This is a genomic window from Methylobacterium sp. 190mf (genome assembly GCF_900107945.1).
Taxonomy (GTDB): domain Bacteria; phylum Pseudomonadota; class Alphaproteobacteria; order Rhizobiales; family Beijerinckiaceae; genus Methylobacterium.
Genome location: NZ_FNVI01000009.1, coordinates 1 through 16,349, shown reverse-complemented (window position 1 = coordinate 16,349; position 16,349 = coordinate 1). Strand labels below are relative to the sequence as shown.

Genomic DNA, 16,349 nt, shown 5'->3' with positions numbered 1-16,349 from the left:
GGCGCCGGAGAGGTATCGACGATTCACGCGCGGGCTTCAAGCACTAAGTTGCCGGATCCTCCCAAATTTTTCGTGAGAGACTTCCTAAGCGTCCGGAAACCATCACGAAATGGGCGGGCCTGCGACTAAAGTACAGGGGCCTACTGCCGGAAGTCGGGACCGCGCAGTTCCAGCATGAATCCTTTACCCCGCACGGTGACGAGGCCGGGCCCGCCGTAGCGCACGAAATCGGCCATCTTGGAGCGCAGGTAGCCGATATAGACGTCGACCACGTTGAGGGAGAGCCCGCCCTGGCTCGCCCACAGCCGGTCGAAGATGTCGGCGCGCGAGACCGGCTTGCCGATATTCTCCATCAGCATGGCCAGCAGGTCGGCCTCGCGGGGCGTGAGGCGGGCGCTCGCCTCGCCGCAGCTCGCCTGCCGGGTCTCGAGGTCGAGCATCAGCTTGCCGGCGGTGATGCGCGAGCGCGGCGCCTCCGCCTGCTCGCGGCGCATCAGGTGGGTCCGCAAGCGCGCGACGAGCTCGTCGAACTCGAAGGGCTTGATGATGTAGTCGTCGGCGCCGAGCGCCAAGCCCTCGGCCCGGTCGCGGATCTCGTCGCGGGCCGAGAGGAACAGGATCGCGCCCGGGAAGCCGCCCTCGCGAAGGGACCGGCAGACGTCGTGGCCCGAACCGTCCGGGAGGTTGATGTCGAGCAGCACGGCGCCGGGGGCCGGGTCGTGGGCCGCCTTCAGGGCCTCGTCGACGCAGGCCGCCGTCCCGACCTCGAATCCCTCGGCCTCGAGCCCCCGGGCGAGGAGGCCGCGGATGTCGATATCGTCCTCGACGATCAGGATCCGCGTCATGCGGCCGACTCCTTCACCTGCGCGCCCAGTTGGGCGCCCACTTGGGCGCCAACGGCAGCGCCGTCGACCGGGCCCGTCTCCCATGCCGGATCGCAGGCCGGGATGTCCAGGGTGACCCGGGCCCCGCGCCCGTCCGGCCCGGGGCCGAGCCGGATCGTGCCGCCGTGCTGCTCCACGATCCACCGCGCGAGCGCGAGCCCGATGCCGAACCCGGTCTCGTCCGGTCCGGCGCCCGAGCCGCGCTTGAAGCGCTCGAACAGCGCGTCCTCCGACGCGCCGAAGCCGGGACCGTCATCCGTGATGGTGATCCGTCCGACCGGTCCGGGACCTGCCGCCAGGGCGACCTCGACCCGGGTGAGGCCGGCGGCGTGGCGGAGCGCGTTGTCGACGAGGCTCTCGACGGTCTGGCGCATCCACTCGCGGTCGGCGAGGCTCTCGACGTCGCGGGTGCCGGGATCGAGGGTGAGGCCCACCCGGCGCCGCGCCGCCTCGGAGCTCATGTTGTCCACGGCCTCCGCCAGGACCTGGGCGAGCCCCAGGCGGCGCTTGTCGAACGCGATCTCGCCGGATTCCGAGCGCGCGACGCGCAGCAGGTCCTCGACGCGCAGCTTGAGGCGCTGCGCCCGCTTCTTGATCGTCGCGAAGACCGGTCCCGGATCGGTGCCCCGGGACGCGCCGCGCAGGGCCAGGTCGCACTCGCCCAGAATCACCGTCAGTGGCGTGCGCAGTTCGTGGCTGACATCGGCGAAGAAGCGGCGGCGGGACTGATCGACGGCCTCGAGCCGGGCGTTGGCGGCGCGCAGATCGGCGGTGCGGGCCGCCACGGTGTCCTCCAGCGCCGCCCGGTCGGCCGCGACCCGCGATTCCCGGCGAGCGAGGCGGGCGGCCATGCGGTTGACGTTGGTCATGAGCAGGCCGAGCTCGTCCCGCGTGGCGACGGAGAGGCGCGTGTCCAGGGCGCCGTGGCCGATGGCGCTCGCGGCGCGGCGGACCTCCTCGATGCGGGCCAGGGTCGGCCGGGTGACGCCGCGGTAGAGGATCGCCAGCAGCACGAGGGCCGCGGCCACCGCTGCGGCCGCGGCCACCCGCAGGCGCTCCGAGAGCGCCCGGGCCTCCTCGGAGCCGAGCGCCATGCTGCGCCGCTCGGCCTCGATCAGGAACGAGAGCGGCTGGCCGGTCATGGCACCGAAACCGTTGAGCGCGCCCTTGATCGCGTCCTGACGCCGCTCCGGCTCGGTCTGGCGGCTGATCAGCGACACCTGCCGGTCCAGCACCGCGCGCGCCGCGCGCAGCTGCGCCATGGGGCGGGTGCGGGCGGCGTACTGCATCCGGTCGGCCGGGTCGTCACTCGGCGGGAAGCTCTTGGCGAGCGCCTCGTCCACGGTGGTCAGGGCGCGGTCGGCGTTGTCGCGGGCGATCGCCATCGCCTCGGGCTGGCCATCGGGATTGCCGACGGTCTCCACCGCCGCGAGACCGAACTGCGTCAGGCGGCCGGACAGCTCGGCCAGCAGCTCCAGGCGCCGCTGGGCCTCAAGGGTCCGGTCGACGGTGCGCTCCGCCGCTCCGATCGCCGCCAGCGCGGCCGCGGCGGCCAGCACCACCACGATGGCGGTGCCGCCGAGCAGCAGCGCGAAGCGGACCTTCAGCGAGCGCATCGTCCCCGTCCCGCTCTCAGTACCGGCGTGCCGGCGGGCCCGAGCATGGCACCGCCGGGGCGCCGAACCAAGGACCCGTCACAGGTCCTTCGGCAGGCTGCCCTTCGCGGCGCAGCGCCAGCGCTCCACGTGCCATTCCGGATGCGCCGCCTGCCACGTCGCGAGCGCGCTCTGCGAGTTGCGCAGGCACACGAAGGGGCTCGATTTCTCGAAGGACATCTCGATCCGGTCCTCGCGGCAGGTCGAGGGCTGGGCGACGAGACAGATCGACAGCAGAAGCAGCATGGGCGCCTCCCCGGGCTGCCGGCCTCGTGCGGGCCGGCTTGGCGGGGAGCATAGGACGCGTCCACGCCCCTTGCCCAGGCGGCGTCAGGCCGCGACCCAGATCTCGCCCTTGGCGATCGTCGCGAGGTCGCCGGAGTAGCGGCGCAGCGGCTTGCCGAGGAGGTCGGCGTGCTCGGCGCTCAGGCCGTGCAGGGCCTTGGCCAGCAGCCGCAGGAACACGAGGTCGTGCGTCCCGGTCTCCACGAAGGTCGGCGACATCCGGCCGTGGCTGCCGACGAGGAGCGTCCCGCGGCGCATGCCGAAGCCGGGATGATCGCCCACGGCGAGCGCCGCCAGGGTGCCGGCGATCATGCGCGAGCCCGCGAAGGCGCCCGCGCGCCCGGCCACGATCGTCCCGCGCCGCATCCGGTCGCCGAGATGGGCGCCGGCGCTGCCGCGGATGATCAGCGTCGCGCCGTCGAGGCCGGCCTTCGCGGCGTAGACCGCGCCACCGGCGTAGTCCCCGGCATCGCCCTCGACGGTGATCGTGCCGCCGGTGGCGCCGGAGGCTGCGTAAGGTCCGGCATGGCCGGTGACGGTCAGGCTGCCGCCCGCCATGCCGGCGCCGAGGCGCTGGCCGACATCGCCGGTCACCCGGATCGTACCTTCGGACAGCGACGCTCCGACCCGGTCGAGGCGCTCGTGGCCGCCCTCGATGGTCAGGGTGTCGGAGCCGTCCAGCGCGACCGCGAAGCAGTCGCCGAGGCGCACGCCGGTCCGGGTCGTCCCGATCTCGAGGCGCTCGGCCTCGCCCTGGGACAGGCGGCTGAGCGCCCGCGGGTTGACGTTCAGGAGGTCCAGGCGCTCGGGCGGGGCCGCGCGCAGGGTGAGGGTGCTCACGGCTCAGCCCTCCGGCTTGGCGCTGTCGCGCGCGATCAGGTCGCGCAGGTGGTAGTGGTGGCGGCCGAGATTGCCGCCGTAATTGCCGGCCGTGACGGCGATCAGGCCGTGCTTGCCGCCGATCTCGGTGGCGGCGTGCAGGCCGGCGCGCATCGAGTCGGACACGCCCTGCGAGGTGAGGGCGTCGATCACGATCTCCAGCACCACGCCGCACTCGGCCGGGAGCGCCGAGCCGGCGCGGCCCTTCAGGGTCGGGCAGTAGGCGTCGTTCGTCGAGGCCATCATGCCCTTGGTCCGGCCGCCGACCTTGGAGCCGGAGCGGACGATGCCGCCCGGGAACGGCAGGATCACGCCGGGGACCGCCTTGGCGGCCTCGACGGCGATCTCGGCGACCTTGAGCGTCTCGGCGTGGTTCCGCCCGAGGAACAGCAGGTTGCCGCCGCCGACCGCGCCGTCGACGGCCCGGACCGAGTCCTCGCAGAGGAACTCGCCGTCCATCACCGGGATGCGCCAGTAGCGCCGGGCCTTGCCGGTGGCGTCGGGCAGGCGCTTGGCCACCGCGAAGCCGTCGCCGAAATAGCGGATCGCGCCGCCGAGCTTGATCTTGGTCGGCCCGTCGACACCCGCGTAGCAGGCGGTGCCCGGGCAGGTGAGGATGCACTGCCCGACGCGCTTGATCAGCTGGTCCTTGAGGCCGTTCGGCTCGAAGCCGAACAGCAGGATGCGCACGCCCGGCCGCCCGTCCGGCGTCTCCTCGGGCGACAGCTCGGCGTCGATGCCGGCCTCGGCGCCGCAGCCGATCACCGAGGTGGCGAAGCCGGTCATCGTGGTCGCGGCGATCATCGCCCACTTGGCGGTGTCATTCGTGACGATGATGGCCGTGCCGGCCACGTCGAACGCCTCCGCGAAGGTGTCGACGACCGGGATGCCGTTGAGGGTGAGGTCAGACATCGTACTTCCCGCGGCTCGCCCCGCTGATCACGCCCGGCATGGCACCGCCTCGAAGTTCTCCCGGCCCTCGCCGAAGGCCGCGTCGGGCACGGCGAAGCTGTCGAGGCCCTCGCCGAACCGCTCCGTGAGGTAGGTGTCGGCGCGCTTCGCCATGGCCTTGTCGGACTCGACGGTCAGCGACAGCGTGCGGCCGGCGCGCCACTCAACGACCTCGCCGTCCTCGACGATCGGCACGCCGTCCTTGAGGACGAGCTTGGCGGCGGTGAACATCGCGGTGCGGTTCGCGTCGTCGCGGTAGACCGCGACGTCGGCCCGGGCGCCGGCCCGCAGGTGGCCCCGGTCGGCGAGGCCGAGGAGCTTCGCCGGTCCGGACCGGGTCAGCTGCGCGATCTCCGAGAGCGTGTACTCGCGCTCCAGCCCGGGGAGGCTCGACCGCTCACCGACCACGCTCGGCAGCGTCGCGATCTCGCGGTCGCGCTCCGACTTGTCCATCAGCAGGTGGATGATGCGCGGGTACTGGGTGAACGGGCCGCCGTTCGGGTGGTCGGTGGTCAGGATCGTCCGCTCCGGGTCGGTGGAGAGCAGCATGATCTCCAGGCCGATCGCCCATTGCAGCGAGCTGGTCGGGCCCCGGGGCCGGTACAGGAACGGCACCACGCCGCCGCCCTCGGCGTCGCCCGCGTTCAGGACCCACTTCTTCGGCTTGGCGCCCTTCCGGCCGGCGAACTGGCGGAGGATGTCGAGGGACACCGTCACGGTCTGGCCGAACACGACCTGCCCGATATCGAGGGTGGCGTTCGGGTTGTCGGCGATCGCCTGCGCGATCCGCTCGGCGGCCGAGCGGAAGCCGCCGGTGCCGGGATTGGCCGGGTCGACCGCCCCGTAGGCGTAGAACTGCGCGTGAGCGAAGTGGATGCGCCGTCCCTCCGCCGCGTCGAGCGTCGCCATGAAGCTGTCGTCGGCCCCCGGCAGGCCGAGGTTGTTGCAGTGGACGTGCAGCGGGTGCGGGACGCCGATCTCCTCGACCGCGTCGAGGAGCGAGCCCATGATCTGCCGGGTCGAGAGCCCGTAGCAGGGGATCTCGTCGTCGAGCGACAGGCGCAGGGCCCCGTCCTTGAAGGCCGAGGCACCGCCCGCGTTGATGCACTTGACCCCGAGGCCGCGCGACTGGGCGACCGACAGGGCGACGAGGTCGCGTACGGCGTTGCCGCCCTGGCGCTCGCGCAGGAGCTGCAGGAGCTGGTCGTCGTTGCCCATCACGGTCAGGGCGCCGCGGTCGAGCAGCGGGATGTCGGCGAGCTCGAGCTGCGTGCCCAGCGCGTGGGTCGGCGGCATCGCCGGCTCGACGGCCGTGGTGTAGCCCATCCGCGCGTAGGTCGAGCCGATCCAGGCCGCCGCCCCCCCCGCGTGGGCGAAGGGATGGCCGTCGGGCGCCGCCTCGCTGACGTAGAGGTCGGGCAGGAGCAGCCGCGAGGTGATCACGTTGCCGCCGGCGATGTGCGAGTGCACCTCGACGCCGCCCGCCATCACCACGCAGCCCGCGGCGTCGATCACGGCGTCGGGCTCGCGGCCCGGCGGATCGATCACGCGGCCGTCCTCGATCCAGACGTCGCCCACGGAATCGCGGGACGCGGTCGGATCGACGACGCGCCCGCCCCGGATCACGCTCAGCATGCGGGTTCACTCCTCGACGCGGCCGGGCCCGTGACCAGGCGCTCCTTCAGGGCGCCCAGCACCGACGCGGCCGACGGCAGATCCGACGGCGCCGAGGCCGGCCAGAAGGTCAGCGCGGCGCGCTGCTCGTTCCACAACACGCCGCCGTGATCGCGGCCGGGCTGGCCAACCGCGATCACCACCTCGGCGGCTCCGGCCTCACCGTCCGCGACCAGCGCGACGGAGGGGACGTTCGACAGCCAGTCCGGGCGCGACACCGGGACGGCGCCGAGCCAGAGAACGGCGTCGACCTCGCCGGCGGCGACCTGCCGGGCGGCGTCGAAGCGCCAGGGATCGTGCTCGGGCACGCGGCGCCCGAAGCCGCTGCGCGGCGCCTGCCCGGTGAGCCAGGCCGAGACCGGCACCACCGCCCGGTCCTGACCGGTGCCGCCGACCGCGAGGGTGAAGCAGCGCGTCGTCTCGCTGAGCTCCATGGCGAGGCCCTGGAGCATCTCGATGCCGACCTCGCCGAGTTCGGCGGCGTCGTAGAGGAGGATTCCGTACTGCGCGGCGGCGAGCTGCGCGGCGATCTGGCCGGGGAGATCATCGCCGGCGAGGTGGCCGCGGGCGTGGGCGCGCAGCACGCCGACCGCCTCGGTCAGCCCGCCCTCGGCCGGCCAGGACAGGGACGCGGTGGCGTTGGCACCGACGGCCAGCAGGGTGCGGTCCGACCCGGCGGCGCGACCGCGGCCGGGCTTGCCGTCGACGAGGCGCTTCAGGAGCGGCGCCTGCCAGGGCGCGGCGCCGACCACCAGCACCACGTCGGCGCGCCCGACGGCCTCGGCGGGTGTCGAGGTCAGCGCCCCGACCCGGCTCAGCGCCCCGAGGTCCGCGTAGGTGCCGGCCGCGCCGGCGGTGTCGACGGAGGCGCCGATGCGCCCCGCGAGATCGTAGGCCGCGCGGATCGCGGCCACGTCGGCGCTGAGGCCGGCGATCACCGGCGCGCGCGCTTTGGCGAGGAGGGATGCGGCCGCCTCGATGGCGGTGCCCGCGTCCGTCGCGCCACCCTTCACCCAGGCTGCCATGCTCCCTCTCGCAACGTTCTTGCTTGGTTTCGGAGCGGGCGACGGCCGTAAGACCGGACGAAGCGGGTGCCCCTCGAGCCCGAGGGTTCCCCACCGAATCGGAATGGCTCATCCGCCCGGCATGTCCGGGCAGGCGGCAAACTCGGCGCGCCGTCGCGGGCCTAGGTTTGCCTTCATCCGCGCACCGCGGCAAGGGGGTCCGGCGGCGATGCGCGTCGGGAAGTGAATCGCGGGTATCGGTTCACCGCCGCGCGCGCTCTCCGCGATCGATCAGTCCTGCGCCGTCGGCGGGCACGATCCGCGCGCGTCCACGTTGCCCGGTTCCGGGCCGCGTGTGACAAGCGCGCCGCGCAGGGGCCGGGCCTGCGGGATTCGAGACGGGATTCGAGGGAAGAGCGTTGGGCGAGGTCCCCGAACGGAACGAGGCGACGGCGGACGGTACCGTGCGGGTCGAGGCGCCGGCGCGGCTGCATTTCGGCTTCCTGGACCTGCATGGCGGGCTCGGCCGGCGCTTCGGCAGCATCGGGCTGGCCATCGACGCGCCATCCCTGGCCCTGACCGCCCGCCGGGCCGCCCGGCCCACCGTCACTGGCCCGGAATCCGACCGGGTGCGCGGCTACGTCGAGGCCGCCGCCGCCCATCTCGGGCGCGGCGGGGACGTCGCCATCGATGTCGAGCGGGTGATCCCGGCCCATGCCGGGTTCGGCTCCGGCACGCAGCTCGCCCTCGCGGTGGCGGCCGCGATGGCGCGCCTCAACGGCGAGCCCTTCGCGGCGGAGGCCTTCGCGGCGACCCTGGACCGGGGCAACCGGTCCGGCGTCGGCCTGTGCGCCTTCACCGAGGGCGGCCTGATCGTCGACGGCGGCCGCGGCGCGGATGGCGGGCCGCCGCCGGTGATCGCGCGCCTGCCCTATCCCGAGGCCTGGCGGATCGTCCTGATCCTCGATCCGAGCATGGCCGGCGTGCACGGGACGCGCGAGGTCGAGGCCTTCCGCGACCTGCCGCGCTTCCCCGAGGCCCAGGCCGCCGAGATCTGCCGGATCGCGCTGATGCAGGTGCTGCCCGCCGTCGCCCTGGCGGAGCCGCAGGGCTTCGGCGCCGGCATCACCCGGATCCAGACGCTGATCGGCGACCATTTCGCGCCCCATCAGGGCGGCCGCTACGCCAGCGCCGCGGTGGCGGAGGCGCTCGCCAGCGTCGCCGCGCAGGGCGTCGCGGGCTACGGCCAATCCTCCTGGGGGCCGACGGGCTTCGCGCTGGTCCCGTCCGAGGCGGAGGCCCGCGCCCTGGTGGCCGGCCTCGATCGCGGCGGCCCCCTCCGGTTCGTCATCGCCCGGGGCCGCAACGGTGGCGCTTCGGTAACCGGTCCGGCGTGAGCTGGCCGCCCCGGGCTTGACCCGGGGCGCCGCTCCGGGTTTGGACGGAGAGAAGGCGCCTCTCTTCTCGCGCGCCGCACGAGGATTCCATGGCCCGCTCGATCCTCCACATGCTGACGCCGCTCCGGCACATGAGCCCGTTCGACGTGAACATGGCCGTGGATGCCGGCTTCGAGACGGTGGTGACCTACGCGGAGGTCAGCCTCGCCGACGTCGTCACCCTGACGCAGGATTCGATCTTCTCGCGGTCGCCGGCCGACGGGACGCGGACGGGCATCTTCATCGGCGGCAAGAACGCCGAGGACGCCCTCGACATGGTCGACCGCGCCAAGAAGGCCTTCGTGCCGCCCTTCGTGAACCACGTGTTCGCCGACCCGGCGGGCTCGTTCACCACCGGCGCCGCCATGGTGGCGCAGGTCTCCCGCGCCCTGCGGCAGAAGTTCAACACCGACCTCAAGGGCAAGCGCATCGTGATCTTCGGCGGCGCGGGCGTCGTCGCCTACGTGGCCGCGGTGATCGGCGCCCTGCAGGGCGCGACCACCGTCCTGGTCGGCCACGACGGCGAGGAGCGCGTCTCGAAGATCGCCTTCACGATGAAGTGGCGCTTCGGCATCGAGGTCGGCGCCGTCGACGGCACGACGCCCGACGACCGGCGCGCGGCCATCCGCGACGCCGACGTCATCCTCTCGGCCGGCCCGGCGGGCATCCCGATCCTCACCGCGGAGGATCTGAAATCCGCGCCGAAGCTGCTCGTGGCGTCCGACGTCAACGCCGTGCCGCCCGCCGGCATCGCGGGGATCGACGTCAACGCGGTGGACGTCGCGCTGCCCACCGGCAAGGGGGTCGGCATCGGCGCGCTGGCCGTCGGCGACGTGAAGTACAAGACGCAGCGGCGCCTGTTCGACCGGATGCTCGCCTCCGACACGCCGCTGTGCCTCGACTTCCGCGACGCCTACGAGCTCGCCGTGGAGATCGCCGGCTAGGCCGCTCCCGGACCGGATGCCGATGGCGGACGCGGTCCTGATCGCCGCGCAGGCCGGGCGCGCCCTGGCCGAGGCGGCGCGGCGCGCGGGGCTTCGCCCCTACGTCGCCGACCTGTTCGGCGATTCCGACACCCGCGCGCTGGCCGAGGCCTACCGGCAACTGCCGGGCCGCTTCGGCACCGGCCCCGCCGCCGACGCCACCCTGGCGGCGCTCGACGACCTCGCGGCGCTGGCCGGGAACCCGGTCGGCCTGATCCTGGGCAGCGGCTTCGAGGACGCCCCCGACCTGATCGCGCGCCTCTCCGCGCGGCACCGGCTCATCGGCGCCTCGGCCGGGACCGTCGCCGCCCTGAAGGATCCCGTGGCCTTCGCGGCCCTGTGCGCGCGCCTCGGCGTGCCACATCCGGCCGTGGCGGCCGCGCCGCCGGCGGACCCCGCGGGCTGGCTGGTCAAGCGGATCGGGGGTTCCGGCGGCAGCCACATCCGGCCGGCCACCCGGTCGCCCGCGCCGGCGGGCCACTATCTCCAGGCGCGCGTGCCGGGGCGGCCCCACGCCCTGAACGTCCTCGCCGACGGCCGAACGATCCGTGTCCTCGCGGTCACCGAGCAATGGTGCGCGCCGTCGCCGATCCGGCCGTTCCGCTACGCCGGAGCGCTCGCCCGCGGCGCCGGCGAGACCCCGGCGCTCCCCACCCACATCGCGGAGTCCGTCGCCGCCGGGACCGAGCGGATCGTCGCCGCGACGGGCCTGCGCGGCCTCGCCAGCGCCGACCTGCTGGTCGACGGGACCGAGTGGTGGCTCACGGAGATCAACCCGAGGCCCGGCGCGACCCTCGACGTCCTCGACAGGCGCGGGACGCCGCTGCTCGCGGCCCACATCGCCGCCTGCCTCGGCACGATGCCGGAGCCCGGCCCGCATCCGGCGGGTGCGGCGGCCGCGCAGATCTGTTACGCGGACCGTGAGCTTGCGCCTGTGCCGGACCTCGATTGGCCGGACTGCGTGCGCGACCGCCCGTGCCCCGGCTCGGCGGTCCGCCGCGACGCGCCGCTCTGCACGGTGCTGGCCGAAGGCGCGGACCGGGCGGAGGTGCTCGCCCTGTTGGAAACGCGGACGGCACACCTGCGGGCCGTCTGCGCGGCGAAGAAAACACACCCCGAGGAAGCCCCGTCATGAGTGCCAGCCCGTCCTATCCCAGCATCAACGCGCTCTCAGGCCCCCTGGTCGAGCGGCTCGTGGCCGACGCCGCGACGCTGCGGCTCTCCGTGTCGCAGGCCGCCGGCGGCGCCCGCATGGTCGATGCCGGCGCGCAGGCGCGGGGCTCGATCGAGGCCGGGCGGCGCATCGCCGAGATCTGCCTCGGCGGCCTCGGCACCGTCACGATCGCGCCGAGCGGGCCGATCGCGTCCTGGCCGTACTCGGTGACGGTCCATTCCGCCGACCCGGTGCTCGCCTGCCTCGGCAGCCAGTACGCGGGCTGGAGCCTCGCGGACGAGACCGGGGATTCCGGCTTCTTCGCCCTCGGCTCGGGCCCGGGCCGCGCGGTGGCGGCCGTCGAGGAGCTGTACCAGGAGCTCGGCTTCCGCGATTCCGCCACCAAGACCGCCCTCGTACTGGAGGCGGCCGGCGGCCCGCCCGAGAGCGTCGTCGCCAAGGTCGCGGAGGCCTCCGGCCTCAAGCCCGAGGACCTGACCTTCATCTTCGCGCCGACCCAGAGCCTCGCCGGCTCCACGCAGGTCGTGGCCCGCGTCCTGGAAGTCGCCCTCCACAAGGCCCACACGGTCGGCTTCGACCTGCACGCCATCGTGGACGGGATCGGCTCGGCGCCGCTGTCGCCGCCGCACCCGGACTTCATCAAGGCGATGGGCCGCACCAACGACGCGATCATCTACGGCGGGCGCGTGCAGCTCTTCGTGGACGCCGACGACGCGGACGCCAAGCAGCTCGCCGAGCAGCTGCCCTCCACGACGTCGAGCGACCACGGCGCGCCCTTCGCCGACATCTTCGCGCGGGTGAACGGCGACTTCTACAAGATCGACGGCGCCCTGTTCTCGCCGGCCGAGGCGATCGTCACGTCGGTGCGCTCCGGCGCCACCTACCGCGGCGGCCGCCTGGAGCCGACGCTGGTCGACGCGTCCTTCGCCTGAGGGCACGCGGGGCGCCCCTCCCGCGCGGCGGGGACCCCAGTCCGATCCACCGAGCGACAGAACCTCGGGCCGCCCCGGAGGCGGGCGGCCCCGTGACGATCAGGACCCCATCAGGACCCCCATGCGCATCGGGCTCGCGGCCGATAACGGCACCTGGCACAAGAACCGCCTGCTCGCGGCCCTGCGCGCGAGCGGCGTGGAGCCGGTGCTGTTCTCCCTCGCCGACGTGGCCGTTGTCACGGGCGGCGGCGAGCCGCTGCGCGTGCCGGGCTTCGCCGACGCGCTGCCGGACGGCGTGCTGATGCGGACCATCGCGGGCGGCACCTTCGAGGCGACGACGATGCGGCTGGGCGTTCTGCACGCCCTGGTCGCCGCGGGGGTCACCGTCTGGAACGCGCCGACCGCGATCGAGCGCTCGGTCGACAAGGCGGCGACCTCGCTGCTCATCGACCGGGCCGGCCTGCCGACCCCGGCGACCTGGGTGTTCTCGAAGCGCGAGGCGGCCGCGGCCCTGGTCGCCGCCGAGGCGCGGCCGGGCGCGCCGCTGGTCCTGAAGCCGCTGTTCGGCTCGCAGGGGGAGGGGCTCGCCCTGATCGAGCGCCCGGAGGACCTGCCCGACGAGGAGGCGGTGGCCCGGGTCTACTACCTCCAGCGCTACGTGCCGCGCCGGGACGGCCTGTGGCGCGATTACCGGGTGTTCGTCTGCGACGGACGGGCGATCGCCGGCATGATCCGCGAGGGCGACGGCTGGATCACCAACGTCCACCGGGGCGGCCGGCCGCTGCCCTGGGCGATGCCGCGCGCCGCCGCCGAGCTGGCCGAGGCGGCGGCCGCCGCGGTCGGCGTCGACTATTCCGGCGTCGACCTCGTCGAGGACGGGGAGGGCGGGTTCTCGGTCCTCGAGGTCAATTCCATGCCGGCCTGGTCGGGGCTCCAGACCGTCTGCGAGACCGACATCGCCGCCGCGGTGGTGCGGGGCTTCCTCGCCGCGGCCCGCGGCGCCAGCCGCCCCCGGCTCGTGGTGGCATGAGCGGGGCCGGCCTCGACGCGGCGCTGATCGGCACGCTCTACCGGGCGGCCTGCCTCGCGGAGCTCGACGCCCTCAAGCCCGGCAACGTCCACGCCTACGCGCCCGGCCACCGCATGGTGCTGGCGGATTTCGTCACGAGCGCCGACGTCTCGGCCCCGCCCCTGGCCCGCCCGGGCGCGGGCGTCGGGGCGCGGGTCCGCGACGGCGTCGCCGCCACCGTGGCGGCGGTGGGCCAGAACACCAATCTCGGCATCCTGCTGCTCTGCGCGCCGCTCGCGGTCGCGGCCGAGGAGGACCGGACCGTCGCTGCGGTGCTCGACACGCTGGACGGCGCGGATTCGGAGGCGGTCTTCGCGGGCATCCGCCGCGCGAATCCGGGCGGCCTCGGCGAAGCCGCCCGGCACGATGTCGCCGAGGCGGCGCCCGGCGCCCTGCGCGACGCCATGGCGGAGGCCGCCGACCGGGACCGGATCGCCCGCGCCTACGTTACGGGGTTCGCGGACGTGCCGGCGATCGGGCTCGCGGCCCTGCGCGAGGCCCGCGCCGCCGGGCTCGACCCGACCTGGTGCACGACCGCGATCCACCTCGCCTTCCTGCGCGCCGTCCCGGACAGCCACGTCGCGCGCAAGCACGGCGCGGCCGCGGCCGAGGGCGTCCGCCGGGACGTCGAGGCGGCACTCGCCGGGATCGACCTCGCCGCGCGGCCGGTCGACGCGCTGCTGGCCCTCGACGCGTCGCTGAAGGCGCGGTCGATCAATCCCGGCACGAGCGCGGATTTCACCGTCGCGACGCTGTTCTGGGACGCGCTCGCGGGCGCCGGCGCCCGGCTGGCCTGAGCCGCGTGCACGATCCGGTGTCCATAGCGCCGGGCGGATGGAAATTCCTTCGTGTCAGGGCCTTGCGCGGGTTGTGAGCCGCAGGGGCCCGCTGTAGGGTCCGCCGCGCTGTCCGGCCCAACCGGCTCGGCCCAACCGGCTCGGCCGGCATGGTCGGGCGCCGATAACAAGGATGGCTTCCCGGCCGCGGCACCGCCCGGCGCGCGGCTCTATTTCGGAATCCAGGGAGAGACACCGAATGGCGAAGATCACCAAGGTTCAGGTCGGCGAAGCGCTCGTCGGCGACGGCAACGAGGTCGCCCACATCGACCTCATCATCGGACCGCGCGGTTCGCCGGCCGAGACGGCTTTCTGCAACGGCCTCGTGAACAACAAGCACGGCTTCACCAGCCTGCTCGCGGTCATCGCGCCGAACCTGCCGTGCAAGCCGAACACCCTGATGTTCAACAAGGTCACCATCAACGACGCCCGTCAGGCCGTCCAGATGTTCGGCCCGGCCCAGCACGGCGTTGCCAAGGCCGTGCAGGACGCGGTGGCCGAGGGCATCATCCCGGCGGACGAGGCCGACGACCTGTACATCCTGGTCGGCGTGTTCATCCACTGGGAGGCGGCCGACGACGCCAAGATCCAGAAGTACAACTACGAGGCCACCAAGCTGTCGATCCAGCGCGCCGTGAACGGCGAGCCGAAGGCCTCGACGGTCACCGAGCAGCGCAACTCGGCGCAGCACCCCTTCGCCGCCAACGCTTAGATCGGGGACGGTCCTGGGCAGAGCGAGCCTCCGCCCGCACCGCGGGGCCTGCTCCAGCGACTGGCTTCGATCTTCCTTGGCCGATAATTAGGCCCCTGAACGGGACGGCGCGAGCCGTCCCGTTTTTTGTTGATCGCCCACCGCCCGGACCGCCGCGCCACATCGCGGCCGGGCGAGGCGCCGACGTACAGGTGACGCGGCGTCGAAGCTCCGCGGTCGCTGGTGGAGAACGGGATCGGCGCGCGCGAAAACTCTATCGTCCCGGCCGCACCGGGCAGAGCCGCGAGGTGAGGTCATGCCTGCATCGGACGAAGTGTCCGCAACCCTGCGCGATGACTGGATTCACGGCGGCCACTTGGTCCTCGCCGCGGATCCCGACACGTCCGACCACGCGGCGATCCATGCCTGGATCCTCGACTTCATGCAGACAAGCGCGGACGATCCCGATCAGGACAGCATCCGATCCCTGATCTACCACAGCCTGAACTTCGATATCCCGTTCCAGGCGACGGAGCGCGTCCGGCAATCCTTGATCGCCACCGTGCGGGCGCGTCTCGCGGCCGAAGCGTCGCGTCGCGGCCTCTGACCGGCCTGCGCCCCGCGGGCCACCGCGGCAGGCCGGCGCCAAGAGAAAAGGGGCCGCCTCGCGGCGACCCCCTTCCTTCGTCTCAGCGGATGGCTCGGACTTAGAAGTCCATGCCGCCCATGCCGCCGCCCGGCATGGCCGGAGCAGGGCTGTCCTTCTTCGGCGCGTCGGCGACCATCGCCTCGGTGGTCACCAGCAGGCCGGCGACCGAGGCCGCGTCCTGCAGGGCGGTGCGCACCACCTTGGCCGGGTCGACGATGCCGGCCTGGATCATGTCGACGTACTCTTCGGTCTGGGCGTTGAAGCCGAAGGTCTCCGAGGAGGTGTTGTCGGTGATCTTGCCGACCACGATCGAGCCTTCCACGCCCGCGTTCTGGGCGATCTGGCGGAGCGGGGCCTCGAGCGCCTTCAGGACGATCTTGATGCCGGCCTGCACGTCCGGGATCTCGGACTTCAGCTCGGAGACCGCCTTCTTGGCGCGCAGCAGCGCGGTGCCGCCGCCCGGGACGATGCCTTCCTCGACCGCCGCGCGGGTGGCGTTGAGGGCGTCGTCAACGCGGTCCTTCTTCTCCTTCACCTCGACCTCGGTCGCGCCGCCGACGCGGATCACCGCGACGCCGCCCGCGAGCTTGGCCAGGCGCTCCTGGAGCTTCTCGCGGTCGTAGTCCGAGGTGGTCTCCTCGATCTGCGCCTTGATCTGGGTGATGCGGCCCTCGATGTCGGACTTCTCGCCGACGCCGTCGATGATCGTGGTGTTCTCCTTCTCGATGCGCACGCGCTTGGCGCGGCCGAGCATGGGGAGCGTCACGTTCTCGAGCTTGATGCCGAGGTCCTCGGCGATCATCTGGCCCTTGGTCAGGATCGCGATGTCCTCGAGCATCGCCTTGCGGCGGTCACCGAAGCCCGGCGCCTTGACGGCCGCGACCTTGAGGCCGCCGCGGAGCTTGTTGACGACGAGGGTGGCGAGAGCCTCGCCCTCGATGTCCTCGGCGATGATCAGGAGCGGCTTGCCGGTCTGAACGACGGCCTCGAGCACCGGCAGCATGGCCTGGAGCGACGAGAGCTTCTTCTCGTGGATGAGGATGTAGGGGTCCTCGAGCTCGGCGACCATCTTCTCCGCGTTCGTGATGAAGTACGGGGAGAGGTAGCCGCGGTCGAACTGCATGCCCTCGACGACGTCGAGCTCGGTCTCGGCCGTCTTGGCCTCCTCGACCGTGATCACGCCCTCGTTGCCCACCTTCTGCATGGCGTGGGCGATCATCTCGCCGATCTCCTTGTCGCCGTTGGCG

General features: G+C 73.3%; 16 protein-coding genes. 8 read left to right on the top strand and 8 right to left on the bottom strand.

Translation table 11 applies throughout. The features are described 5' to 3' along the window. Nucleotides 1–140: 140 nt before the first annotated feature. The 7 genes from C4T42_RS12345 to C4T42_RS12315 all read right to left on the bottom strand — a co-directional run bounded on the left by C4T42_RS12345 (nt 141) and on the right by C4T42_RS12315 (nt 7,353). The gene (locus C4T42_RS12345) at nt 141–845 is read right to left on the bottom strand and encodes a response regulator transcription factor (protein WP_020091831.1); all 705 of its coding nucleotides are present in this window, start codon (nt 843–845) and stop codon (nt 141–143) included. Continuing rightward, a complete protein-coding gene (locus C4T42_RS12340; protein WP_103985162.1) occupies nt 842–2,500 on the bottom strand; it encodes a HAMP domain-containing sensor histidine kinase in 1,659 nt (552 codons plus the stop codon). The genes C4T42_RS12345 and C4T42_RS12340 overlap by 4 nt, the downstream gene beginning before the upstream one ends. Nucleotides 2,501–2,578: 78 nt before the next feature. After that, nucleotides 2,579–2,785 carry a hypothetical protein gene (locus C4T42_RS12335; RefSeq protein ID WP_012317529.1) on the bottom strand — a complete coding sequence of 69 codons (207 nt, stop codon included), beginning with the start codon at nt 2,783–2,785 and terminating at the stop codon, nt 2,579–2,581. Between the two features lie 84 nt (nt 2,786–2,869). Further along, entirely contained in the window at nt 2,870–3,664 is a 795-nt protein-coding gene (locus tag C4T42_RS12330) for a formylmethanofuran dehydrogenase subunit C (protein ID WP_103985161.1), read from the bottom strand. Nucleotides 3,665–3,667: 3 nt separating this feature from the next. Beyond that, nucleotides 3,668–4,615: a formylmethanofuran--tetrahydromethanopterin N-formyltransferase gene (gene fhcD / locus C4T42_RS12325; RefSeq protein ID WP_103985160.1), complete on the bottom strand. Its 948-nt coding sequence runs from the start codon at nt 4,613–4,615 to the stop codon at nt 3,668–3,670. Nucleotides 4,616–4,642: 27 nt separating this feature from the next. Next, nucleotides 4,643–6,289, bottom strand: coding sequence for a formylmethanofuran dehydrogenase subunit A (locus tag C4T42_RS12320; protein ID WP_056521167.1), 1,647 nt, complete (start codon nt 6,287–6,289; stop codon nt 4,643–4,645). Further along, nucleotides 6,283–7,353, bottom strand: coding sequence for a formyltransferase (locus C4T42_RS12315; protein WP_103985159.1), 1,071 nt, complete (start codon nt 7,351–7,353; stop codon nt 6,283–6,285). Before C4T42_RS12315 ends, C4T42_RS12320 begins: the two co-directional genes overlap by 7 nt. 398 nt (nt 7,354–7,751) lie before the next feature. Between C4T42_RS12315 and C4T42_RS12310 the strand changes: the two genes are divergently transcribed. The 8 genes from C4T42_RS12310 to C4T42_RS12275 all read left to right on the top strand — a co-directional run bounded on the left by C4T42_RS12310 (nt 7,752) and on the right by C4T42_RS12275 (nt 15,060). Beyond that, complete coding sequence (locus C4T42_RS12310; RefSeq protein ID WP_103985158.1) at nt 7,752–8,729, top strand: beta-ribofuranosylaminobenzene 5'-phosphate synthase family protein; 978 nt, start codon at nt 7,752–7,754, stop codon at nt 8,727–8,729. An 89-nt stretch (nt 8,730–8,818) separates the two neighbouring features. Further along, nucleotides 8,819–9,712 (top strand): NAD(P)-dependent methylenetetrahydromethanopterin dehydrogenase, encoded by an 894-nt coding sequence (locus C4T42_RS12305; RefSeq protein ID WP_056521160.1) that lies wholly within the window; start codon nt 8,819–8,821, stop codon nt 9,710–9,712. A gap of 22 nt (nt 9,713–9,734) precedes the next feature. After that, on the top strand, nt 9,735–10,886 hold the full coding sequence (locus C4T42_RS12300) for an ATP-grasp domain-containing protein (RefSeq protein WP_103985157.1): 1,152 nt from the start codon (nt 9,735–9,737) through the stop codon (nt 10,884–10,886). Beyond that, entirely contained in the window at nt 10,883–11,857 is a 975-nt protein-coding gene (gene mch, locus C4T42_RS12295) for a methenyltetrahydromethanopterin cyclohydrolase (protein ID WP_020091841.1), read from the top strand. The genes C4T42_RS12300 and mch overlap by 4 nt, the downstream gene beginning before the upstream one ends. A gap of 121 nt (nt 11,858–11,978) precedes the next feature. After that, entirely contained in the window at nt 11,979–12,887 is a 909-nt protein-coding gene (locus tag C4T42_RS12290) for a RimK family alpha-L-glutamate ligase (RefSeq protein WP_103985156.1), read from the top strand. Then, nucleotides 12,884–13,723, top strand: coding sequence for a triphosphoribosyl-dephospho-CoA synthase (locus C4T42_RS12285; protein ID WP_103985155.1), 840 nt, complete (start codon nt 12,884–12,886; stop codon nt 13,721–13,723). The genes C4T42_RS12290 and C4T42_RS12285 overlap by 4 nt, the downstream gene beginning before the upstream one ends. A gap of 238 nt (nt 13,724–13,961) precedes the next feature. Next, nucleotides 13,962–14,474, top strand: coding sequence for a 5,6,7,8-tetrahydromethanopterin hydro-lyase (fae, locus tag C4T42_RS12280; protein WP_012317540.1), 513 nt, complete (start codon nt 13,962–13,964; stop codon nt 14,472–14,474). 295 nt (nt 14,475–14,769) lie between these two features. Next, nucleotides 14,770–15,060 carry a hypothetical protein gene (locus C4T42_RS12275; RefSeq protein WP_244491748.1) on the top strand — a complete coding sequence of 97 codons (291 nt, stop codon included), beginning with the start codon at nt 14,770–14,772 and terminating at the stop codon, nt 15,058–15,060. Nucleotides 15,061–15,160: 100 nt separating this feature from the next. Here C4T42_RS12275 and groL read toward each other — a convergent pair. Continuing rightward, nucleotides 15,161–16,349: chaperonin GroEL (gene groL, locus C4T42_RS12270; RefSeq protein ID WP_103985154.1), on the bottom strand; the 1,189-nt coding region annotated here is incomplete at its 5' end.

What these genes read in the sequence shown, in the direction of transcription:
- C4T42_RS12300 (WP_103985157.1), top strand. Translation starts at nt 9,735, where the DNA reads ATGGCGGACGCGGTCCTGATCGCCGCGCAGGCCGGGCGCGCCCTGGCC.
- mch (WP_020091841.1), top strand. Translation starts at nt 10,883, where the DNA reads ATGAGTGCCAGCCCGTCCTATCCCAGCATCAACGCGCTCTCAGGCCCC.
- fhcD (WP_103985160.1), bottom strand. Translation starts at nt 4,615, where the DNA reads ATGTCTGACCTCACCCTCAACGGCATCCCGGTCGTCGACACCTTCGCG.
- C4T42_RS12290 (WP_103985156.1), top strand. Translation starts at nt 11,979, where the DNA reads ATGCGCATCGGGCTCGCGGCCGATAACGGCACCTGGCACAAGAACCGC.
- C4T42_RS12335 (WP_012317529.1), bottom strand. Translation starts at nt 2,785, where the DNA reads ATGCTGCTTCTGCTGTCGATCTGTCTCGTCGCCCAGCCCTCGACCTGC.
- C4T42_RS12275 (WP_244491748.1), top strand. Translation starts at nt 14,770, where the DNA reads ATGCCTGCATCGGACGAAGTGTCCGCAACCCTGCGCGATGACTGGATT.
- C4T42_RS12320 (WP_056521167.1), bottom strand. Translation starts at nt 6,289, where the DNA reads ATGCTGAGCGTGATCCGGGGCGGGCGCGTCGTCGATCCGACCGCGTCC.
- C4T42_RS12305 (WP_056521160.1), top strand. Translation starts at nt 8,819, where the DNA reads ATGGCCCGCTCGATCCTCCACATGCTGACGCCGCTCCGGCACATGAGC.
- C4T42_RS12340 (WP_103985162.1), bottom strand. Translation starts at nt 2,500, where the DNA reads ATGCGCTCGCTGAAGGTCCGCTTCGCGCTGCTGCTCGGCGGCACCGCC.
- fae (WP_012317540.1), top strand. Translation starts at nt 13,962, where the DNA reads ATGGCGAAGATCACCAAGGTTCAGGTCGGCGAAGCGCTCGTCGGCGAC.
- C4T42_RS12285 (WP_103985155.1), top strand. Translation starts at nt 12,884, where the DNA reads ATGAGCGGGGCCGGCCTCGACGCGGCGCTGATCGGCACGCTCTACCGG.
- C4T42_RS12315 (WP_103985159.1), bottom strand. Translation starts at nt 7,353, where the DNA reads ATGGCAGCCTGGGTGAAGGGTGGCGCGACGGACGCGGGCACCGCCATC.
- C4T42_RS12345 (WP_020091831.1), bottom strand. Translation starts at nt 845, where the DNA reads ATGACGCGGATCCTGATCGTCGAGGACGATATCGACATCCGCGGCCTC.